General features: G+C 69.2%; 18 protein-coding genes and 1 pseudogene. 8 read left to right on the forward strand and 11 right to left on the reverse strand.

Annotated features, from left to right (window positions below):
• Positions 1-33: 33 nt before the first annotated feature.
• On the reverse strand, positions 34-459 hold the full coding sequence (locus AB0B45_RS46120) for an STAS domain-containing protein (RefSeq protein ID WP_358144516.1): 426 nt from the start codon (positions 457-459) through the stop codon (positions 34-36).
• A gap of 417 nt (positions 460-876) precedes the next feature.
• On the opposite strand from AB0B45_RS46120, the gene AB0B45_RS46125 reads away from it, so the two are divergent.
• From AB0B45_RS46125 to AB0B45_RS46140, 4 genes are all read left to right on the forward strand, one after another.
• The gene (locus AB0B45_RS46125) at positions 877-2,604 is read left to right on the forward strand and encodes a hypothetical protein (protein ID WP_358144517.1); all 1,728 of its coding nucleotides are present in this window, start codon (positions 877-879) and stop codon (positions 2,602-2,604) included.
• Positions 2,605-3,011: 407 nt separating this feature from the next.
• Positions 3,012-3,869, forward strand: coding sequence for an ABC transporter substrate-binding protein (locus tag AB0B45_RS46130; protein ID WP_358144519.1), 858 nt, complete (start codon positions 3,012-3,014; stop codon positions 3,867-3,869).
• Positions 3,870-3,872: 3 nt separating this feature from the next.
• Positions 3,873-4,700 carry an amino acid ABC transporter permease gene (locus tag AB0B45_RS46135; protein WP_358144520.1) on the forward strand — a complete coding sequence of 276 codons (828 nt, stop codon included), beginning with the start codon at positions 3,873-3,875 and terminating at the stop codon, positions 4,698-4,700.
• Positions 4,697-5,440 carry an amino acid ABC transporter ATP-binding protein gene (locus AB0B45_RS46140; RefSeq protein WP_358144522.1) on the forward strand — a complete coding sequence of 248 codons (744 nt, stop codon included), beginning with the start codon at positions 4,697-4,699 and terminating at the stop codon, positions 5,438-5,440. The genes AB0B45_RS46135 and AB0B45_RS46140 overlap by 4 nt, the downstream gene beginning before the upstream one ends.
• A gap of 167 nt (positions 5,441-5,607) precedes the next feature.
• Here the strand turns inward: AB0B45_RS46140 and AB0B45_RS46145 are convergent, their stop codons facing one another.
• The 3 genes and pseudogenes from AB0B45_RS46145 to AB0B45_RS46155 form a co-directional block, all read right to left on the reverse strand.
• A complete protein-coding gene (locus tag AB0B45_RS46145; RefSeq protein ID WP_358144524.1) occupies positions 5,608-6,087 on the reverse strand; it encodes a hypothetical protein in 480 nt (159 codons plus the stop codon).
• 245 nt (positions 6,088-6,332) lie between these two features.
• On the reverse strand, positions 6,333-7,208 hold the full coding sequence (locus AB0B45_RS46150; RefSeq protein ID WP_358144526.1) for an alpha/beta hydrolase: 876 nt from the start codon (positions 7,206-7,208) through the stop codon (positions 6,333-6,335).
• A 114-nt stretch (positions 7,209-7,322) separates the two neighbouring features.
• Positions 7,323-7,460, reverse strand: a pseudogene (locus AB0B45_RS46155) (malonate decarboxylase subunit alpha); the annotation flags it as partial.
• Between the two features lie 252 nt (positions 7,461-7,712).
• Between AB0B45_RS46155 and AB0B45_RS46160 the strand changes: the two are divergent.
• Both AB0B45_RS46160 and AB0B45_RS46165 read left to right on the forward strand, forming a co-directional pair.
• Positions 7,713-8,729: an ATP-binding cassette domain-containing protein gene (locus AB0B45_RS46160; protein ID WP_358144528.1), complete on the forward strand. Its 1,017-nt coding sequence runs from the start codon at positions 7,713-7,715 to the stop codon at positions 8,727-8,729.
• A complete protein-coding gene (locus AB0B45_RS46165; RefSeq protein WP_358144530.1) occupies positions 8,726-9,562 on the forward strand; it encodes an ABC transporter permease in 837 nt (278 codons plus the stop codon). Before AB0B45_RS46160 ends, AB0B45_RS46165 begins: the two co-directional genes overlap by 4 nt.
• On the opposite strand, the gene AB0B45_RS46170 is transcribed toward AB0B45_RS46165, so the two are convergent.
• From AB0B45_RS46170 to AB0B45_RS46185, 4 genes are all read right to left on the reverse strand, one after another.
• Positions 9,544-12,702 carry a BTAD domain-containing putative transcriptional regulator gene (locus tag AB0B45_RS46170; protein ID WP_358144532.1) on the reverse strand — a complete coding sequence of 1,053 codons (3,159 nt, stop codon included), beginning with the start codon at positions 12,700-12,702 and terminating at the stop codon, positions 9,544-9,546. The genes AB0B45_RS46165 and AB0B45_RS46170 overlap by 19 nt on opposite strands.
• 145 nt (positions 12,703-12,847) lie before the next feature.
• Positions 12,848-13,030, reverse strand: a complete 183-nt coding sequence (locus AB0B45_RS46175) for a hypothetical protein (RefSeq protein WP_358144534.1) — start codon at positions 13,028-13,030, stop codon at positions 12,848-12,850.
• A gap of 16 nt (positions 13,031-13,046) precedes the next feature.
• On the reverse strand, positions 13,047-14,807 hold the full coding sequence (locus tag AB0B45_RS46180) for a bifunctional UDP-sugar hydrolase/5'-nucleotidase (RefSeq protein WP_358144536.1): 1,761 nt from the start codon (positions 14,805-14,807) through the stop codon (positions 13,047-13,049).
• A gap of 80 nt (positions 14,808-14,887) precedes the next feature.
• Positions 14,888-15,052, reverse strand: a complete 165-nt coding sequence (locus AB0B45_RS46185; protein WP_358144538.1) for a hypothetical protein — start codon at positions 15,050-15,052, stop codon at positions 14,888-14,890.
• Positions 15,053-15,247: 195 nt separating this feature from the next.
• On the opposite strand from AB0B45_RS46185, the gene AB0B45_RS46190 reads away from it, so the two are divergent.
• Entirely contained in the window at positions 15,248-16,447 is a 1,200-nt protein-coding gene (locus tag AB0B45_RS46190) for an ROK family transcriptional regulator (protein WP_358144540.1), read from the forward strand.
• A 365-nt stretch (positions 16,448-16,812) separates the two neighbouring features.
• On the opposite strand, the gene AB0B45_RS46195 is transcribed toward AB0B45_RS46190, so the two are convergent.
• The 3 genes from AB0B45_RS46195 to AB0B45_RS46205 form a co-directional block, all read right to left on the reverse strand.
• Positions 16,813-17,508 carry an alpha/beta fold hydrolase gene (locus AB0B45_RS46195; RefSeq protein ID WP_358144542.1) on the reverse strand — a complete coding sequence of 232 codons (696 nt, stop codon included), beginning with the start codon at positions 17,506-17,508 and terminating at the stop codon, positions 16,813-16,815.
• Between the two features lie 193 nt (positions 17,509-17,701).
• Complete coding sequence (locus AB0B45_RS46200; RefSeq protein WP_358144544.1) at positions 17,702-18,325, reverse strand: isochorismatase family protein; 624 nt, start codon at positions 18,323-18,325, stop codon at positions 17,702-17,704.
• A 39-nt stretch (positions 18,326-18,364) separates the two neighbouring features.
• Positions 18,365-19,567, reverse strand: coding sequence for an MFS transporter (locus AB0B45_RS46205; RefSeq protein WP_358144546.1), 1,203 nt, complete (start codon positions 19,565-19,567; stop codon positions 18,365-18,367).
• A gap of 11 nt (positions 19,568-19,578) precedes the next feature.
• On the opposite strand from AB0B45_RS46205, the gene AB0B45_RS46210 reads away from it, so the two are divergent.
• A complete protein-coding gene (locus AB0B45_RS46210) occupies positions 19,579-20,406 on the forward strand; it encodes a DUF5937 family protein (RefSeq protein ID WP_358144548.1) in 828 nt (275 codons plus the stop codon).
• Positions 20,407-20,616: the final 210 nt, after the last annotated feature.

Here is a 20,616-nt window from a genome sequence, read left to right on the forward strand (position 1 = left end):
AGGATTCCCGGGGTGTCGATGAGAACCGTTTCATCAGGCCCAGACGAAGCTGGTAGGCGAACCGGTGTCACCAGGTGCACGCGATTGCGTTGACCAACTCGGCGCCGACGCGGCCGGCCGAAGGTGAGGCAGGTGCTCGGCGCGAGCCTCCAGCAGATGATCGAGGCCCAGACAGCCGAGCACTCGATCCACCCGGGCCGGCACGTTGGTCAGGGCGAGGTCACCGCCCGTGCGCACGAGGCTGTGCTTGAACGAGATCAGCACGCCCAAGCCCGAGCAGTCCATGAACGACACCTGGCTCATATCCACCTCGAGCACGGGCGCAAGCCCGATGCGGTTGACCACGGCCCGCACCAGTTGCGCCCGCAGATGCTCGGCGGTCGCCATGTCGATCTCCCCGTGAGGCGAGACGACCACGCGGTCGCGCTGGTCCGTGCACGTCACCTTCAGCCGCTGCATCCACGAACCTCCACAGATCCACGGAAAATGCCCGAAATGTGCGGCAAGCTCACCACATCTGCTGCCGCCGCGTCCCTCTCAACAAAGCAAATCCCCAGCAACAACATCGCCAACCGGCCGGTCGTACACGTTCCCGGATGGTCAGGACACCTGCGGAAGCACCTGTGGTTCGCTCGGCCGCTGTGATGATCACGCCGTCTGGCCGGAGCCTTCAAGGGGTGTCTGACTAGTCTTGCAACACGGAGACAAGTTCACCATCACCCGTGTTGAGGCGGGGCGCGGCCAGGGGCGGAGCAGGAAGTCGAGGCGTGTGACGTGGCGGACATAGACGACCTACCCGCGAACCTTGACGTCCTGAGGCTCGTGCGGAGGTACGAGCCGGTACTGCGGTTCACGGCTGGGGAAATGTTCTTCCCCATGCCTGTCGAGGACTATGTGGCGCAGGCGGCGCTTTGGGCCTCCCCACAAGACGGCGACACCGCCGCCCTGTTGCTCGATCATGGGCAGCTCGACCCCGATCGGCTGGCCGCGGCGGCACTGGAGCATCCGAACGCCTACCTCTTCCTGCGGTATGCGCCGAAAGCCCTGCAGGGCCGCGAAGCGCGCGCGTGGCGAAAGAGGCCGGATCGCCCGAAGTTCACCGGGGTCTCCCGTCTTGCGGCTGTCGGATTGCTGGGCAGGTTCATCTCTTCCGGTATGCGGCTGTCGCTGATGCTGCGCGGCACTGTGCCCGGCGGTCTGTCGGCGGCGGCCCAGCAGCAGTACGGCGCGACGCTTCCGGTCCGTCACGCCTATCACGCACACGTCAGCACCGACGGCGGATACCTGATCATTCAGTACTGGTTCCTGTATGCCATGAACGACTGGCGCAGCGGCTTCAGCGGCGTCAACGACCACGAAGCGGACTGGGAACAGGTGACCGTCTACCTCGCTTCAGACGGCACCGAAGCAGCATCGGAGGACCCCGACAGGTGGGTCCTGTCCTGGGTGGCGTTCTCCTCCCACGACGAGGCCGGGGACGAACTGCGCCGTCGGCCCGACGACCCGGACATCAGCTGGGTCGACGACACCCATCCCGTGGTCAACGTTGGAGCGGGCTCGCACTCCGGCGCCTACCTGGCCGGCGACTACCTGGTGCGAGTACAGCCACTCGCGCTGAGGCGAACCTTCGGCGTGTTCACCAGCGTTCGATCCTTGGTGTTCCCCTGGGCCCCTAACGGGCCGTTCCTGGGCATCGGGATCCCCTACGTCGACTACCGCCGCGGCGACGGCATACACATCGGCCCCGGAACGTCGCGGCCGTGGACGCCGATCCTCATCGACTCGAGTACGCCGTGGGTGCGCGACTACCGGGGATTGTGGGGCTTGGACACCGCTGATCGGTTCGGCGGCGAACGGGCGCCGGCCGGGCCCCGCTATGAACGCAACGGGGCGATTCGCGCATCGTGGGCGGATCCCGTCGGATGGGCAGGCCTGGACAAGATCCCGCCGAACCGCGCAGCGCGGGCGGCCGCGGACGCGGCCCGCATCGCCGAGCTCGACGCGCGCATCAACGAGCTCGACGCCAAGATCAACACCGGGCAGCGGGAACTGCGGCGGGCAGTCGGCGGCATCGAGGTACTGCCGCCCACCGTGACCTCTGCCGACGGGGGCGACGACGGCGCGGCCACGAGGCTGGCCGCACGGGAACTCGCCCTGAGGGAGCTGCGATCGCAGCGCCGCAGCGCGGTCAACGAACGTGACCAGCTACGCCATGTTCGGAGCGAAATGCTCTATTCACCGCCCCATGCTCATTTGCGTCATCGGGCGGTACCCGAGAAGGCCGTCGCCCCCGGCCTGCTGCTGCGGTTCTGGTCAGGTGCGTCGCTGTCGGTCCTGCTGTTCCTGCTCGGCGTGGCACTGCTGTTCGACCTCGGCCCGTTGTTCCTGGTCGTCGGCATCGCCATCCTCGTCGTCATGGCCGTCGAGGCGTTGCTGCGTGGCCGGCTTTTCGTGTTCCTGCCCGCCGTGGCGATCATCGCCGCCGTCAGCCTGCTGATCTGGCTCGTGGTCACCCAGCTACGCATCGCCCTTGGTGTCCTCGCGCTGGCAGCCGCCGTCGCGAGCGGCATCGCGAACCTGCGTGACCTGCTCACTCGGCGGTAGCCCGCTACCGAGCCCTCCCTTCTTGACGACCCGACTCAGTCGAGCAGCGTGCCCGTGAGGAGGTCGCCGGACCGGTGAACTCGGCACGTGCATACGGCCCCGTGCCGTCCCACCGTCCTTTCGAACCGGACCACTCCCCCGTGTCGCGGCGCGGGCTCCTACTCGCCTCGCCGCGGGTTCCGTGCGCCGGACGGGAGAACCCTCGCCTCCAGCAGCACCGACGGGACCGTGCGCCTACGGTCACGGCGTCGACCCCGCCCGCAGACGGGTGGCATCAAGGTGTTCTACGCTGTCCAACGCGGTCACCGCATGACTTGACGCGGTTCTGCTGTCAAATCGATGCACGGGGCGAATTAGGCTTCACGAAATGCAAACATTCATGACATACCTCTTTGAGGAGGCCTGACATGGCCCTCTGGTCCAAGAACCGCCGCAGGGACACCATCAGCGCGCTCGCCTTGACCGCCATCCTGGGGCTGTCCGCCTGCGGCGGCTCAGGAGGCGGCGCCACCTCCGCGAGCGCCAGCCCCGGCGGCACGGGCGCGGCCGGTGCGCAGCTCGTCAACCCGGGCAAGCTCACGACTTGCACGAACATCCCTTACGAGCCGTTCCAGTTCAAGGACGCGAGCGGCAAGGTCGTCGGCTTCGACGTCGACATCGTCGATCTGGCGGCCAAGAAGCTGGGGGTGACGCAGGACATCGTCGACATCGACTTCGCCGTGATCAAGAGCGGCGCCGCCATGGCCGCCAAGAAGTGCGACGTGGCCGCCGCCGGTATGACGATCACCGACGAGCGCAAGCAGAACATCGACTTCTCCGTGCCGTACTTCGACGCCACGCAGGCGCTGCTGGCCAAGAAGGGCACCGGCGCCAAGTCCCTGGAGGATGTCAAGGCCAAGGGTCTCAAACTGGGCGCACAGGCCAGCACCACCGGCCTCGACTACGTCAAGAAGAACGGGTTCGACCCGACCGAGTACGCCGACTCGCCCAAGGAACTGCTGGCTCTGCAGGCGGGGCAGGCCGACGTGATCGTCCAGGACCTGCCCGTGGTCCTCACCTGGCTGAAGAAGCCGGAGATCGCCGCCAAGTTCGAGGTGTTGGCCAGCCTTGACACCGGCGAGCAGTACGGCATCGGCCTCAAGAAGGGCGCCGACCCTGTCCTGCTCAAGACGATCAACGACACGATCACCCAGGCCAAGGCCGACGGCACCTACGACCAGATCTTCATGAAGTGGTTCGGCAAGAAGCCCGGCGAGCTGGGCTAGTCCATGGCGGATCAGTCTGTGGCGGCTGCGCCGGGCCGTGCCCGGCTCAGCCCTCGTAAGAAACAGAAGATCACTCGTGGCATCCAGTACGTCGTGCTGGGTGTCGCCCTTGTCGCGCTGGTCCTGTATGTGGACTGGGCGAGTCTTGCCCAGAACTTCGCCAAGGGCGACGTGGCCGACAAGGCGCTGCCTGAGCTGTTCACGATCGCGCTGCGGAACACGCTCATCTACACGATCGGCGGCTTCGCCCTCGCCTTCGTGCTTGGGCTGATCTTCGCCCTCATGCGAATCTCTCCGGTGCGTCCCTACCGGTGGATCGCGACGATCTACATCGAGATCTTCCGTGGCCTACCGGCCCTCCTGATCTTCCTGTTGATCACCTTCCTGCCTCTGGCGCTGCCCGGCTTCGAGGTGCCCGGCGGCACCTACGGCCAGGGCATCCTGGGGCTCGGCCTCGTCGGCGCGGCCTACCAGGCCGAGGTCTTCCGTGCCGGGCTGCAGGCCGTACCGAAGGGACAGACCGAGGCGGCCAGGTCGCTGGGCATGTCGGCGGCCAGGGCGCAGTTCACCGTGGTGATCCCCCAGGCGATCAGGATCGTGATCCCGCCTACCACGAACCAGTTCGTCAGCCTGCTCAAGGACTCCTCACTGGTGCTCTTCCTCGGAGTCTCGGGGCAGTACGTCGAGCTGGCCAAGTTCGGCAACGATCTGGCTTCTCAGTACGCCAACGCCACGCCCATCATGGTCTCGGGACTGACGTACCTGATCGTCACCGTCCCGCTCGGCTATCTCGCAACCCGGCTGGAGAAGCGTAAGGGGAGTGGTCGATGACGCCCGCCATCGAGATCAAGGGGCTGCACAAGCACTTCGGCGCGAACGAGGTGCTCAAGGGCATCGACATCACGATCGAATCGGGCCAGGTCGTCTGCGTCGTCGGCCCCTCGGGTTCGGGCAAGTCCACGTTGCTGCGTTGCGTGAACCTGCTGGAGCAGCCGACCAAGGGCACCGTGCACGTCGAGGGAATCGAGATCACCGACCCCGACGCGGACATCGACTCGGTCAGGCGCCGCATCGGGATGGTGTTCCAGCAGTTCAACCTGTTCCCCCACATGACCGCGCTGCAGAACGTCATGATCTCGCAGCGTCGGGTGCTGAAGCGGAGCAGCAAAGAGGCCGAGATCGTCGCCAGGGACAACCTGAACAAGGTCGGCGTCTCAGAGAAGTCCGACGCCTACCCCGCCCAGCTCTCCGGTGGGCAGCAGCAGCGGGTGGCCATCGCCAGGGCGCTGGCCATGAACCCCGACCTGATGCTGTTCGACGAGCCCACCTCCGCGCTCGACCCCGAGTTGGTCGGCGACGTGCTCGCCGTCATGCGCAAGCTGGCGGAGGAGGGCATGACCATGCTCGTGGTCACGCACGAGATGGGCTTCGCCCGCGAGGTGGCCGACCGGGTGGTGTTCATGGACGGCGGCGTCATCGTCGAGGACGGCCCGCCCGCCCAGGTGATCGGCGACCCCAAGCACGAGCGCACCCGCTCGTTCCTCAGGCGCGTGCTGCATCCGGAGGGCTGAGCAAGGGAAGCCCTCACCCTCACTCGTATCACTGCGGGCAACGGCAACTCCGGTGTCAACCCCGCCGGTGGCGGCGTCTACGTCAACTCCGGCGGGTCCCGCGGCACCGATGGCGACTCCGTGCCCGCGAACGGGTCCCGCGCCACGGCGCCCGCCCGGAATTTCCGTCAGGCAACGTGCTGGGGCTGAGCGAGCAGCGCGGTCAGTGTGGTCAGCGCCTCGCGCACCTCGTCGCAGCGGTCAGCGGGGATGATCACGCGGACGCCGGTGTACACGCGCTCCTGGTACAGCCGGAGCTCGACCCAGCCGAGGCCGACCTCGACGCTCAGGAAGTCCGGGTTGGCGGGGTCGCCGTCGATCGCCACCACGAACTGGTGCGGGGCGTCGTCCGCGAGGCCCAGCAGGTGGGCGAGCCGGGTGACGTTCTCACGGTCGAGCGGGACCGCCTTCTCGTTCATCCCGACCGCGACCACGTCCTCACCGTTCACGACCATCGTCCAGAAGGCCAGCGTGTCGGTGTCGCGCAGCTGCGGGCGGATCGCCTCGTACGAGGAGTCGGGGGTGCCCGCCAGGGCGAGCAGGTGAAGCGACGGGACGGTGTCCGTGTGGTCGCCGGGGAAGGTGAAGCTGCGGGAACCTTCGTCCATCGGGGGGAAGTCATGCACGGGGGACGACTCGCTCTCTGGGTCGGTTTCGGGTGGACGAGTCGACCGTAGCCTTCCCGGGAGTGGCGTCGCGTTCCGGCCCGAGCGCCCCCCTTACAGAATGCGTAACCGATAGGTTACTGTCCACGCGGGCCGACGGCTGACCGCGCGGCCGGCCCGCCTCCCACCTCCCGCCGGCCGCCGGCCGCCGGCCGCCGAGAGCGGGCCGATTCACTTTCTGCGACGCCCTAGCGTACGGAGCAGATCGCGGATCCGATCACCGACGTCACCGCGTCCGCGTGTGAAATCAGGGTCAGGTGTGATCCGCCCTGGAACGTGGTGACCTTCGAGCGTGCCCGGTTCGCCATGGACCTCTGCGAGTCCGGAGTGATGATCCGATCACCGGTGCTGATGAAGTACCAGGACGGGATCGTCTTCCACGCCGCGGCCTTCGACGGGGTCATGAACGCGCTGGTCGAGGCGGCTCGTTGGGCGGCCCACAGGCGTACGGCGGTGTCCCGCGGCAGGTCGGAGCCGAACGAGCGGACGAAGGGTTCCTGCTTGAGATACAGGTCGTTCGCTCCTTGGGGTGCCCCCGCGTAGGGCACCGTGTCGTAGAGCGAGTCCGGATTCGCGCCGAGAGCGGACCCGGACCCGCTGAGCTGGGCGGTGGTCTCCCCGACATCCGGGACGGCGGCGTCGACGTACACGAGCGCCTTGACACTGGGGACGTTCGCGGCGGCGTTCGTGATCACCGAGCCTCCGTAGGAGTGTCCGACGAGCACGATCGGGCCGCGAACGGTTTTCAGGAAGGCGGCGACGGTCGCGGCGTCGCTGGTCAGGTCGCGGAGCGGGTTCGCTATGGCGCGCGCGACATAGCCCGCCCGTCGCAGGGCGTCCGCCTCGCCGTTCCAGCTCGAGGTGTCGGCCCAGGCCCCGTGAACCATGACGACCGTCGGTTTGGCCTGGCTCGGTGACCGGCACGGCAGCGGGTCGGCGAGGGCGGATGCCGCCGTTGCCGCCGGGTCCGCCTGGGCGTTGACCGTCGACCACGCCACCGGCACGGTCGCCACGGCGAACGCCGCCAGGAATGTCGTCGTCTTCCTGCGGCGTGAGAGTGCCATCTCTTCTTCCCCTTTGTCGGCCCGGGTGCCGCTCGTAGCGCTGGGTTGACCGGTTGCCCATGGCGGGACCCAGGCGGTGATGTCCCCGCCATCGCAGGGTGGTGGCGACGCTGCGAACGGCCGCGGGCTCTCCAGGATCAGGTCCACCCAGTCTCCGGAGGTGTCCACCCTGGGCACCTTGTCCACGAGTTCGTTCACCTGGACGACGGTCACTCCGTCGGAGAAGGCGGCCGCCTCGGCGATGGTCGGGGTGTCCTCGGCGCTCCCTCACCCCCGTCCAGCGTTGACCCTGAGCTGATGCCTCGAAAGGTGTGGAAATAACCCAAAAGGGACTAAATGCCTTGGCCGGATCCGGTGACCACGGCGGCACGGCGACTTTCGCTGCCTGAAACCGCACGAGGATCGGGACGAGACCACTTAAAGGGCCGGTACCGAACACCGGGATCTCTGGGTGTGAAACCGGGGCGAGGGCACCGTGAAACCGGGGTCGTGGAACGTCGAGCCATGACTACGACAGAGCTCGACCGTTTCGGGGGCGGACCGATGCCCGCCGGGACCGACCTCGCCGTCCTGGCCGAGGGGCTGGTCAAGACGTTCGGCGAGCATCGTGCCGTCGACGGGATCGACCTGGCCGTGCGGCCGGGTGAGATCTTCGGCGTCCTGGGCCCGAACGGCGCCGGCAAGACCACCATGCTGCGGATGTTGGCGACCCTGCTGAAGGTCGACGCCGGACGTGCGGAGATCTTCGGCGTCGACGTGGCCGGTCAGCCACACGTGATCAGGCAGCTGGTGGGCGTCACCGGGCAGTACGCGTCGGTCGACGAGAACCTGACCGCTCGCGAGAACCTCTGGCTCTTCGGCCGGCTGCAGGGGGTCACCTCCCAGCGCGCCAAGCTCATCGCCGTGGAGCTGCTGGCCCAGTTCGGTCTGGAGGAGGCCGCCGACAAACCGATCGCCCAGTTCTCCGGCGGCATGCGGCGGCGTCTCGACCTGGCCGCCAGCCTGATCACCAGGCCGCCGCTGATCTTCCTCGACGAGCCGACCACCGGCCTGGACCCGCGCACCCGCGGTCAGATGTGGGAGACGATCCGCGGCCTGGTCGCCGGCGGCTGCACGGTGCTGCTGACCACGCAGTACCTGGACGAGGCCGACCAGCTCGCCGACCGGATCGCGGTCATCGACCACGGACGCAAGGTGGCCGAGGGTACTCCTGACGAGCTGAAGACCGCGGTCGGCGACTCGACCCTGCAGCTGCTCCTCGCCGAGCCGGGCGCGGTGCCCACCGCGGTGGAGGTCGTCCGGCGGGTCCTGGGCTCCGACCCGATCCTCAGCCCCGAGCATGGGCGGCTCAACGTCGCCCTGGACCAGGCCGACCTGGCCGCCGACGTGCTGATCGCGCTGCGGACCGCCGGAGTCTCCATCGTCTCGGTGAGCGTGGCCAAGCCCAGCCTGGACGAGGTGTTCCTGGCGCTCACCGGCCACGGGACAGGCAGCGAGAACGACACGGAGGAGAACCGATGAGCACCACGATCGCACCTGCCCGCGAGACCGTGCGGGCGGCCGACCGGGTGGCGGCCGCGCGGCGGCACGTCTCGGCGGGCGAGACCGTCAGTCAGACGCTGACGATGGCGTGGCGGGCGCTGAAGAAGATGCGCAGGAATCCCGAGCAGTTCTTCGACGTGGCACTGCAGCCCATCTTGTTCACCGCGATGTTCGCCTACATCTTCGGCGGCGCCATCGCCGGGAACGTGGAGAACTACCTGCCGTTGATGATCCCCGGCATTCTCGCCCAGACCGTGCTGACCACGTGCATGGCCACCGGCACGCAGCTGCGTGAGGACATGGAGAAGGGGGTTTTCGACCGGTTCAAGTCGCTGCCGATCGCCAGGATCGCGCCACTCGCCGGCCCGATGGTGGCCGACCTGCTGCGTTACACGATCGCGGCGGTGCTGACCTTCGCCATGGGCCTGGTGATGGGATACCGCCCCGGCGGTGGAGCGCCCGGCGTGCTTGCCGCGATCCTGCTGGCGATCTTCACGGGCTGGTCGCTGGCGTGGATCTTCACCTGGGTCGGCACGATCGCCAGGAGCGCCCAGGCGGTGCAGGGCATCTCCATGATGATCCTGTTCCCGCTGACGTTCCTGTCCAACGCGTTCGTCCCGGTGGAGACCCTGCCGGCCTGGCTAGCCGCGTTCGTCCGGATCAACCCGGTCTCGCACCTGGTCACGGCCGCCCGCGACCTGGCCAACACCGGCACCATGAGCGGGGACGTGGGCTGGACGGTCCTGGCCGGGCTCGTCGTCATCGCGGTCTTCGCCCCGCTGTCGGTCCGCAGCTACAAGCGACACATCTGACGCATCCCCCTGACCAGGGCGCGGGCCTCGTCGAGCAGGTCGGGACCGCGCCGCTCGCCGTACTCGGCACGGACGGCTGCGACCGCGCCGGGCGCGGCCCGCTCGGCGCGCGCTTCGATCCGCTCGAAGGCCATGCTCGGCATGGTGCGGTTGTAGCCGAACCGTTCGGCCAACACCAGCGACCTGACGGCGTCGCCGGGCGCCATGCCGCCGCGCAGCAGCCCCCAGACACCTAAGGCGAAGAGCATCGTGCCGCACACCGGATAGTCGAGGAAAGGGATTCCCGTGTTCAGCACCGCGTCGATCCGGGTGACGGCGGCACGGAACAGCTCCTTGCCGTACGGCAGGTCGGCGGATCCGGCGTGGTAGGCGTGCGCCGCCAGCGCGAGCGCCTCGGCGACGACCAGCCACGGCTCGAAGCCCGTGGGAGCTACGGCAGGCAGGCGGAGGTCACGCGCCCGCTGGACGGCCAGGCGGTGCTGCGCCAGGGCATCGGCCGCGTCGCCGCGGGCGAGGGCGACCTCGGCGGCGCAGAGCGGCACGATGGCCAGCCCGCCGAGCACCGGCTCGTTCTCGTTGATCCGGCTGATCCGCTTGAGCTCGGCCTCGGCCGCCTCCAGGTCGCCTTCAGCGAGAGCGGCGAACAGCAGCAGCGAGCGCAGTTGCGTCTCGTCATCGGTCGCGCCCAGCCTGCTCAGGACAGGAAGGGCGATCCGCGCGTGGCCGACGGCCCGAGGCCGGTCGCCGAGCTGCATGGTCAGCTGAGCCAGCAGCGTATGCAGGAGCGCGACGTGCCACGGGCCGTCGTCCTCCCGCGCCAGTTCCAGAGCCCGCTCGGCAGCCGCGACGGCCGGCGCCCACTCCCCCGCGTTCTCCAGGACGTGAACGCTCGTCTGCGCGGCCATCTGCGCCAGGTAACGGTCAGGATCGCGGCTCAGCTCGTCAAGCCGGCGGAGACCGGCCTCGCCGTCGGTGGAGTCGTAGGCGAGCATCACCGTAGCCATCGCGGCGACGCGAGGGTCGGTCTCGTCCCGGTTGGGAAGGCCGCGCAGCAGGTCGCGTAGATGATCATCGCCGTTGTCAGCGATGATCATCGTGTTCATGAGCGTGATCACCACGGCCACCCTGGTGGCGTCCTCAAGCTCGGGTGGTGGCAGCCAGCCGGTGAGCGTCTGCGTGATCGCGTCCCTGAGCGCGAGGATCCGGGGGTGGTCGCCACGCATGGACCAGAACGCCCCGATGCCTGCCAGCACCTGGACCACCGTCGCGGTGTCGGGCTCGCTCAGCGCCTGGCGCAGCAGTTCGGCCAGGTTTCCCTCCTCGGCCCGCAGCGCGTCGGCCGCCGCGAACTGGCCGGAGCCGAACAGTGCCTTCCCCTGCTCCAGGGCAAAGGCCACGGCCCAGGCCCGCTGAGCGGCGCGGGCGGGCGCCTCCTCACCGGCCTCCGCCAGCCGCATCCGGCCGAACTCCCTGACCGTCTCCAGCATCCGGTAGCGTACGCCGGCATCACTCTCCCGGACGCTCAGCAGCGACTGCTCGGCCAGAGCCCGTACGGCATGCAGTGCGTCGGGCCCCAGCAGCTGCTCGGCCGCGTCCAGTGTGAAGCCGTCGCCGAAGAGCGACAACCAGCGCAGGGCACGGCGCTCCGGCTCGCCCAGCAGGTTCCAGGACCAGTCGATGACCGCCAGCAGCGTCCTGTGCCGATCGGGCGCGCTGCGGTCACCGCCGCTCAGTAGGGCGAACCTGTTCGCCAGCCGCCTGCCGATCTCCTCCACCGACATCACCCGCGTCTTGGCCGCGGCCAGCTCGATCGCGAGCGGCAGCCCGTCGAGCCGGGTGACGATCTCGCCGATCACCTCGCCGTCGAGCCGCACGTCCGGGCGGGCGGCCCTGGCACGCTGGCGGAACAGCTCCACCGCGTCGCATGAGCCCAGCTCGCCGAGCGGGTAGACCTGTTCCGCCGCGATCGACAAGGGGGCGCGGGAGGTGGTGAGCACGCGCAGGTCGCGGGTGGTCGCGACGAGAAAGGCGACCAGGCCGGCGACGGACTCCACCACGTGCTCGCAGTTGTCCAGGATCAGCAGCGCCGGCGCCTGGCCGAGGTGCTGGGCGATCCGGGCGCGGATGTCGGCACGCCGGTCAGGGGACAGGGCGTGGCGCCCGCTGAGCGAGTCGCGGACCCCGAGTGCCGAGCCGACCTCGCCGACGACATCCTCGGGCGAGGTGACGCCGACGAGCTCGACGAAATGGACGATCGGCTGCGCGGCGTTCCTGCCGACGACGTGGGCGAGCCGTGTCTTGCCCAGCCCACCAGGACCAGTGATGGAGACCACCCGGTTGACGTGCAGCAGGCCCTGCAGCGCGCTGATGTCGCCGTCCCGGCCGAGCAGCGAGGAGCCGTCGAACAGGATGCCCTCGCGCACCGGACGGTCGGCCGCCAGCAGCTCGGCGTGCACGCGGGCGAGCTCGGGCCCCGGGTCGGCGCCAAGGTGCTCGGCCAGGGCGGCGCGGTGGCCGTCGTAGCGTTCGAGCGCAGCCGCGGCGCCGCGCACCGCGGCCTCGCTGCGCAGCAGACAGACGAGAAGCTCCTCGTCGTACGGCTGCGCCGCCACGGCCTCCTCCAGCAGCGGCAGCGCCTCCTCGTGCGCGCTGCTCCTGCTGCGGGCGACGGCCAGCAGGCGGCGTGACTCGGTCAACTGGCCCGCGGTCCTGGCCCGCAGGTCGGCCAGGGCGCCGATGGACGTCTCCAGACCGCCCGCCGCGAGGTCGAGCGCCTCCTGCGCGTGGCGGGCGGCGGCGGTGACGTCGCCCTCGGCCAGCGCGCCGCGTGCCCGACCGACGAGCACGGCGACCAGCAGCGCGTCGACCTGCTCGTCTGGCAGCCCGAGCCGGTAGCCGCGCGGCGTACGCACGACGGCGTCGGCCGAGGTCGCGGCCCGCACCCGGGAGACCACCACCTGCAGCGCCTTCGTCGGGTTGGCCGGTGGTTCGTCCCCCCACAGCTCCTCGACCAGCCGCTTGTCGCCCACTCCCGCCCTGCCGTCCAGCACGAGGACCGCCAGCAGAGTCTGGGCACGATCGCCGACCACGCGCCGCGCCTTCCATCGAACGCCGTCGAGCAAGGTCAGCACCGGAGCCATGAAGCCCAGCCTATGGGGACTTGCCGTGCCGGACTCAGTCACGCAGGCGAAGGGTCGCGGGCATGGAGGTCTGGAGTGGCACGTCGCGGTCGACGCGCTGGACCGGCTGGTGGTCGTCCCACTCCCAGCGGAGTGGGTCTCTGGGTCACCCGGCGGCGGTCACGGGTAAGGACCGCGCCACCGCGGGCGGCACGATCGTGTGCGCGGCGCGGCGTTCGTGCCGGTCGAACGGCACCAGGTCGACGGCGAAACCCGCCGTGCTTCCTCCGTGACCACGAGGAAGCACGGCGGGATGCGAGCCGTCGTTGCCCGGGTAGCCCAGGCCCACGCACGGCCCGATCTCACTAGCCGTTGGCGTTCAGGGCCACGGCGCGGTCGAGGGCGGGCGGGGAGACAGGGCCGTTGCGCAGATAGTCGCGGAAGGCCTCGTAGTCACGCTCACCCCGCACGGCGTCGGTGTATCCGGCGAAGGCCGAGTAGCCGTCGGCCCCGATCAGGGTGTAGGCGAGTCCCGCCAGCCGGTAGGTCTTGGCCGGGTCGAGCGGCTGCCCGTCGATCAGCACGTTCTCCGGCAGCACGCGGTCGCCGACAGGCTTGGCCAGGTCGTAGGAGAAGCGGACGTTGCCCGAGACGGCCAGGGGCGCGAAGCGCACCGTCCCGTTCGCCTGCGCCTGCCACTGCTGCTCCAGCGCCTGCTCGAGCTGGCTGCCCTTGACGGAGACGGTCAGCACCGGATTGGCGTAGCCCCACGTGTTCCACGCCTGGCCCAGGGTGACCGTGCCGTCACCGGTGTACTTCAGGTCGGCGCGCAGGGAGTTGGAGCCCTTCGCCGGAGCCACGGCCACCATCGCCAGGTCGGCCCCTCCGCCAGGAGTGCGCCGCGAGTCGGCGAGCTCCACGTCGGCGACGAGGTTGCCGAGCGTGCTCTCCCCGTCGGTGTCGCGCGCCCTGGTCAGGTCACCGGTGATCTTGCCGACCGGCTTGGCGGCGGTCTCGAGGCCCTTGGCCGTCCAGTAGTCGACCATTTTCACCATGTCGGGGTCGGCGGGGACGTCCCGGGTGACGGGGTGGTTGGTGGAGACGGTCTGCGACCTGATCACGTCACGGGTGCGCGGGTCGATCTTCAGGTTGATCTCGTTGATCAGCTTGCCGTGGAAGGCCGCCTCGACGACCGGGCGAGGGTTGCCCGCAGGGTCGGGAATGGAGCAGTTGAACGGCGCGTGCCAGTGGCCGGTGACGATCGCGTCGATGTCGGGCGAGGCCTGCCGGGCGAAGTCCATCACCGGCCCAGACGGGTTCGCGCACTGGTCGTAGAAGTCCCCCGTGGTGGTGCCGCCCTCGTGGACGTTGGCCACGATCGCCTTCACGCCCATACGCCGGAGCTTGGCCGCGTACTTGTCGGCCGTCTCGACCAGCGCCAGGTTGTCCAGCGACGGCTGGTAGGAGGTCGAGCCGTTCACTGTGGTGGGGGTGGTCAGGTTGATGAAGCCGACGGGGATACGCCGCCAGCCCGCCTTGACCCACTTGATGACGTACGGCTCGAGCACAGGCCTGGTCGAGCCCTTGCGGGTGATGTTGGCGGTGGAGATGGCGAAGTCGGCGCCGTGGAAGAGCCGGCCGGAGGAGTCGGTGAAGCAGCTGTCGACGCCGATCACGCCGAAGCACTTGCCCTTGCCCATGTGGTCGCGCAGGAACTCCAGCGACCTGTCGAGCTCGTGGTTGCCGACCGTCGTGAAGTCGGTGCCGATGCGGTTGAGGAACTCGATGGTGGGCTCGTCGGCGTGCTGGGACACCTCGGTCGGCCAGCCGCTGAAGTTGTCGCCCGCGCTGAAGGTGATGGAGTTCTCGTGCCCGGCCCTGAGGTTCTTCAGGTGGGTGGCGATGTACGGCGCGCCGCCGACGACCAGCGTGTTGCCTTGAGAGTCCTTGATCGTGCCGTTGGCCGCGTCGTTGTGGGGCCTGATGTAGCCGTGGAAGTCGGTGATGGACAGTAACTGCACGTCCACGGGACGTGCGCCGGCCTCGGCCGCGACCGGTGGAACCGTGGCCAGGCCGGCCAGGCAGACGCCTGCGGCCATGGCGATCCCGCTGCGGAAGAAACGCACACGAGCTCCTTGTGTGATGAGGGATGGGGAGTAATGAGAGGGAGGACGTCATAGGGGGCCGGCGCTGACAGCCTTGTGGGTCAGCCCTTCGAGCCGGTGAAGGCGATGCCGGCGATGTGCTGCCGCCGCATGAAGACGAAGAGAACGATCACCGGCAGCGAGGCGACGACGGAACCGGCGGACAGGATCGGGAAGTTGGTCAGGAACTGCTCGCGCAGGGAGGCGAGGCCTGCCGAGAGCGTCACCTGGCCCGGCCGCTCGCCGCGGCCGCCCTTGCGTAGATCCGGCCACGCGCTCCCGCGCCGACGACCGCGATGGTCACTGCCATGCTGAACTCCCCACATATTTGGGAGTCCATAGATACTCACGAAGACGGCTGTCCGGTCAAGCCCTGACATCCCTGAAATTACTGCTGGCGCAACGAGGTCTCTCCGTACATAATGAGGAGTCCACCATTAGTAAGGAGTGGTCTTCTGCAGGTCAACGGTGGGGATCTCCAGCGGCTGCGCCAGCTGAACTCGCTCAGCAGCATCCGCGCCCTGCGCGACGCACGCCACCCGCTGACGCTCACCGAGCTGGCGGCGCTGACCGGGCTGTCCAGGGGTTCCATCGTGGACGTCGTGACCGACCTGCACGACCGGGGCTGGATCACCGAGGTCGAGCCGACCCTCGGCGGCATGGGACGGCCGGCCCGCCGCTACCGGTTCCGCGCCGACGCGGGGCACGTCCTCGGCATCGACATCGGGGTGCACAAGATACTGGCCGCCGTCACCGACCTGAACGGGCGGACGGTCGGCAGTGGGCGGACCTCGGTGGACCAGCGCACCAGGAGGGCCGAGCGGCTCGACGCGATGAGCAGGGCCGTCGACGCGGCGCTACTCGCCGCCGGGCTGGCGCCCGCCGACATCTGGAGCGTGGCCGCCGGCAGCGTGGGCGTGGTGGATCGGGAAGGCATGATCACCCGCGTCGATGCGCTGCCCGACTGGGAGGGCGTGGACCTGATCGGCCACCTCGGCGAACGCCTGCCCTGCCCGATCACGATCGAGAACGACAGCAAGCTCGCCGCCCTGGCCGAGCAGCGGCTCGGCGTCGCGGCCGGGGTCCGCGACCTGGTCTACCTGCACGCCGGTCGACGTCCCGGGGCCGCGCTCGTCCTCAACGGCCACCTGCACCACGGCTTCAGCGGGGCCACCGGCGAGGTCGGCCTGCTCGACATCACCCGCTGGCGGAAGATGGCCGGTCACCTGGAAGGCTGCCCCCTGGCCGAGGGCGCCCCACCCGAGGACGCCGCAGGGCTGGTCTTCGGCGCCGCCCGCAGGGGGGATCCGGCCGCCGTCGCGGCCGTGCAGGCCTACGCCGACGACCTGGCGCTGGGAACAGCCGCGATGGTGCTCACCCTGGACCCCGAGCTGGTGGTGCTCGGCGGCGGCTTCTCTCGTTCGGCCGACGTCCTGCTCGACCCGCTGCGGCGCGCGCTGGAGCCGCACTGCCTGCGCGTGCCCGAGATCAGGCCGTCGACGCTCGGCGAGGAGTGCGTCGTGCTCGGCGCGGCCTGCCTGGCCCAGGACCACATCGACAAGCAGTTCTTCTCCCCCGAGGGCGAGATCTCCCGCCCAGCCGCCCCCCAGCGCATTCCCTGAGCTCTCCGCGTCCACCTCGGCCGACCCCCAAGCGACCGACACTTCCCCAGCGTGGGCCCGACGGTTCCGAAGTCGGTAGGCAGATCCTGGAAGGGGATACGCCAGGCCCCGTTCGTCTCTTCGCCGTAAAGCTTGATGACGACGCCGCTGGCGTTGTCGCCCTCGTCCCTGGCGATCGGAGTCTTGCCCTTGATGCGGTCACGCATGGCTCACCCCCAAGGCTTACCGAGCGTGACCCAGGTCAGTGATCATGAAACCGCCGTACGTCAAGGATCAAACGCCCACTGAGCAGGCTGTACAGCCCCCGCCCAGCTCGCCGCCCGGTGCCGTTCGAGCAGCGCGGCTACCCCCGGCACCGCCCGTCGTCATCGACGGGTCTTGGCCGCGAAGTCTGTGAGGGTTCGGGAGAACAGCTCCGGCTGTTCGAGGTTCCACAAGTGGCCGACGTCGGGCACCAGACGCAGTTCCGCACCGGGGACGGCGGCGGCGATCTGCCTGGCGTGGGCGATGTTGGGCTTGTCCTTCTCACCGCTCAGCACCAGGGTCGGCACGCCGATCTCGCCCAGCCGGGGCAACAGGTCAACGCCGCCCAGTTCGCGCAGCCCGGCCAAGAGAGTCTGCCTGCCCGCCCGCCGCAGGTCCTCCACGGCGGTGACCAGGTACTCCGGGCGGCCGCCCGAGTACATGCCCTTGAACATCCCGACCAGCACCCCGGCAGGCAGCAAACCCATGACGGCCCGTTGCACCGCGTCCGTCCCGCCCGGCCTGGCGGACGCTCCGGAGACGACCAGCCCGGCCAGCCGTTCCTGGACGGCCAGCGCCGTCAGCAGGGCGACTGTGCCGCCGCCGGAGATGCCGACCAGGTGCACGGGCTCGGGCTCTGCGGCGATCACCTCACCGATGGCAGCGGTGGCGCGGTCAAGGGTCAGCGGCCCGGGAGTGTCACCGTGGCCAGGCAGTTCGGGGGCGACGATCCGGTGCTCGGCGCCGAGAGCGTCGATCTGGGGCTGCCAGGCGCGAGGCCCCGATCCGAAAGCGTGAATCACTACAAATGTTGACATAGCTCCTACAAGTCTCTCAGCGCAGAAGTACTTTCCAGCGGGTCAGCACTTTAGATGGCCAGGCAGCTCGGCAGTAGAGCCCGGCGCTGAATGACAGGACTCCGGTGAGGCTGACGGTGCCCACGGTGACCCATCATCGCCCACCTCGTCGACGTCCTGCGCCGCACGGCCCGAGCCAGTCCCGAAGATCAAGTCACTGGCTGCCCGCGGCGGCGAGTTGCCCGACCAGGGTGGCGAACGGCATGTCGAGATCGGCGTACACGTCCGCCGCAGCAGGGTGCGCGTTGTCGGCGAGCATCTCGACGGCCAGCGTGGCGTAGTCGCTCACGATCACCCCGGCCTGCTGGAGCCGGAGGAGGCCGGTCTCTCTCTTGACCGCCGAGAAGGTGCCGGAAGCGTCGACGGCGACGTAGACGTCGTAGCCTGCCGCGGTCGCGGTGATCGCGGGGAACGCCGCGCAGACCTCGAGCGAGACCCCGGCAATGATGAGCTTCCTACGTCCGGTGGCTTCGACGGCGCGGCGAACGCGCTCGTCATTCCACGCGTTCACCGTGCTTCGATCGATCACCTGTAGCCCTTCCGGCAGGACGGCCCGCAGCTCGGGAACGAGAGGCCCCCACATGCTGTCCGCGGCGGTGGTGGTGACCACGATGGGGAGACCCAGGCGCGACGCCGCCTTGGTCAGGCAGGTGACGTTGTGCTTGAGCTCGCTCACGGTGATGTCACGCACCCCGGTGAAGAGCCCGATCTGGTGATCCACCAGAAGGAGGGCGGCGTCGTCCGCGGTGGGGGGGTGGAATCGGCGGTTCATGTTCATCTTTCCGTTCTGCTTGAGGTGGTCGGGAACTTGTCGGGGCTAGCCGGCCACAGTGCGCCTGCGTATGGGGCCGGCGATGAGGAGCGCGCCCAAGGCCGAGAGGGCGCCGACGAGGCCGATGACGTTCCACAACGCCTCCGGTCCCAGTGGGAGCAGCGCGGTGCCGATCATCGGAGCGAGGACCGCGCCGGCCGCCCAGCTCATGCCGGAGACGCCGGCGTAGGTGCCCTGCTGTTCCGGGAGCGCGAGTGCCGCCACGATCGTGGGGAGGGTGCCCGCGATGACGATCTCTCCGGCGGTCCAGATCGCCACCGTGAGCGCGAGCCCGCGCGCGTCGTGCACGAGCGCGGTGAGCGCGAAACCCGCTGCCACGATGGCGGTCCCAGCGGCGAGGACGCGGCCGGGATCCCGCCGCGCCAACCAGATGCCTGTCAGCGGCTGGAAGGCGATGATCAAGACGCCGTTGAGCGCCATGGCCAGGCCGAAGTGCGTACGTGTGATGCCCTGCTCGGCAATGGCCAGCGGAAGCGTGGTGAACGCCTGGGCGTACAGCAGGCCGTACGCCGCTGTGACGGCGCAGACCGCGAGCATCAGCCGGTCACGCGACACCCCCCGCAGCCCCGCGGCCGGCAGAGGTCCTTCGACCGGACGTGATTCGGGTACGGCACGCCACACCACGGCGGCGAAGACCACCGCTACGGCCGCGTTCACCCCGAACATCGCATGCGCGCCATGATCGGCGAGTCGGCCGCCCGCGACCATCGCGACCGCGTAGCCGAGGTTCATCGCCCAGAAGAGCAGCGCGTACGCCCTCGGTCGCTGTGCGGGCGAGACGAGGTCGGCGACCATCGCCTGCGAGGCCGGACGGTACGACTCGATGGTGAGCCCTAGCAGGAACGCGATCGCCGCCACGGCGAAGAACCCGCTCGCGGCGCCGAGGAGGACCATCGCGGTGGAGGTGGCGAGCATGCCACAGGTGAGGGTCAGCCGACGGCCGTACCGGTCGGCCAGCCACCCGGCGAGCACATGGGAGAGCAACGACCCGACGCCGAAGACGGTCATGACCACCCCGGCCTGCGGGAGGGTGAAGCCCTGGATCTGAACCAGGTACACCGACAGGAACGGTTGCACGATCGCGCCGGCACGGTTGATGACCGTGCCGAGCCAGAGCGTCCAGAACGGGCGCGGCAACGACAGTGGACCGGGAGGCGCCAGGGGCGGCCTGGACGTGAGGACTGCCATGCCGTTCATGGTTGACCGACGGCCGGCTCGCCGAGCTGGACCTGCGGCTGTTGTCCGCGTTGGTCCCGCCCGGCCCGTACTTCGCCGACTTCCTGACGCCCCCTCCCACCACCCCGCTGCCGGACATCGCCGCCGAACTGGAGGTGGTCGGCGCGGCCGATCTGGGCGAGGTCGTTTCCGAGGCTCGGAGGCTCCCCGGCGCCGACACCCCGGTCGTGCGGGAGTTCCTCGCCGACCCGGCCGCAGGCGTCGCCCGTGCGGCCGCCGAACTGCGCCTGTACTGGGACACGGCGATGGACCGGTTCTGGCCGCAGATCCGCGGCTTGTTCGAGTCGGAGGTGCTGCGCCGTTCCCGTCAGCTGGCACGCGACGGCGCGGGCGCGATGTTCAACGACCTGCACCCGAACATCACCTGGAACGAAGGTCGCCTTCGCGTGCGGACCCGCGCATGGCGGCGCAGCGGGCCGCTCAGCGGCGACGGCATGATCCTGATCCCGAGCGTCTTCCACTGGCCCGACACGACCGTGATGGCGGAGCCCTACCAGCCGAACCTGGTCTATCCCGTGCCCGGCGTCGGCACGATCTGGTCGCGGGGGACCGTGCCCACCCCTGACGCGCTCGACGCCCTCATCGGAAGGACCCGTGCCCGGATCCTCGTCACTCTCAGCGACGCGGGCACGACGAGCATCCTGGCGCGGCGGCTGTCCATGGCGCCCGGCGCGGTCAGCCAGCACTTGACGGTGCTGCGAGAGAGCGGCCTGGTCACTCGGCGCCGCAGCGGTCGCGAGGTGTTCTACGAGCGATCCCAGCTGGGTGACACGTTGTGCGCGGCCTCGTGAGCCTTTGCATGCCTCAATGTCCTTCGACGTGTGTCCGCGCCCCGGCGACACCAGCCAGCCGAACACCCTGACCTCGATCAGACACGTGCAGATTCGATCGTGATTGCGGCTACTGGAATGAAAGCACTTTCAATAGATAATTACCTGAAACGTGGCCACACCGCGAAAAGTACCGTCGCGGCGCTGAACCACTGCCGCAGGGAGTGCCGA

The organism is Nonomuraea sp. NPDC049152 (assembly GCF_040648355.1).
In the GTDB taxonomy this organism is placed as follows: domain Bacteria; phylum Actinomycetota; class Actinomycetes; order Streptosporangiales; family Streptosporangiaceae; genus Nonomuraea.

Coding starts and splice junctions, on each gene's coding strand:
- AB0B45_RS46120 (WP_358144516.1), bottom strand. CDS start 459: ATGCAGCGGCTGAAGGTGACGTGCACGGACCAGCGCGACCGCGTGGTC.
- AB0B45_RS46125 (WP_358144517.1), top strand. CDS start 877: ATGCCTGTCGAGGACTATGTGGCGCAGGCGGCGCTTTGGGCCTCCCCA.
- AB0B45_RS46130 (WP_358144519.1), top strand. CDS start 3,012: ATGGCCCTCTGGTCCAAGAACCGCCGCAGGGACACCATCAGCGCGCTC.
- AB0B45_RS46135 (WP_358144520.1), top strand. CDS start 3,873: ATGGCGGATCAGTCTGTGGCGGCTGCGCCGGGCCGTGCCCGGCTCAGC.
- AB0B45_RS46140 (WP_358144522.1), top strand. CDS start 4,697: ATGACGCCCGCCATCGAGATCAAGGGGCTGCACAAGCACTTCGGCGCG.
- AB0B45_RS46145 (WP_358144524.1), bottom strand. CDS start 6,087: ATGGACGAAGGTTCCCGCAGCTTCACCTTCCCCGGCGACCACACGGAC.
- AB0B45_RS46150 (WP_358144526.1), bottom strand. CDS start 7,208: ATGGCACTCTCACGCCGCAGGAAGACGACGACATTCCTGGCGGCGTTC.
- AB0B45_RS46160 (WP_358144528.1), top strand. CDS start 7,713: ATGACTACGACAGAGCTCGACCGTTTCGGGGGCGGACCGATGCCCGCC.
- AB0B45_RS46165 (WP_358144530.1), top strand. CDS start 8,726: ATGAGCACCACGATCGCACCTGCCCGCGAGACCGTGCGGGCGGCCGAC.
- AB0B45_RS46170 (WP_358144532.1), bottom strand. CDS start 12,702: ATGGCTCCGGTGCTGACCTTGCTCGACGGCGTTCGATGGAAGGCGCGG.
- AB0B45_RS46190 (WP_358144540.1), top strand. CDS start 15,248: ATGAGGAGTCCACCATTAGTAAGGAGTGGTCTTCTGCAGGTCAACGGT.
- AB0B45_RS46195 (WP_358144542.1), bottom strand. CDS start 17,508: ATGTCAACATTTGTAGTGATTCACGCTTTCGGATCGGGGCCTCGCGCC.
- AB0B45_RS46200 (WP_358144544.1), bottom strand. CDS start 18,325: ATGAACATGAACCGCCGATTCCACCCCCCCACCGCGGACGACGCCGCC.
- AB0B45_RS46205 (WP_358144546.1), bottom strand. CDS start 19,567: ATGGCAGTCCTCACGTCCAGGCCGCCCCTGGCGCCTCCCGGTCCACTG.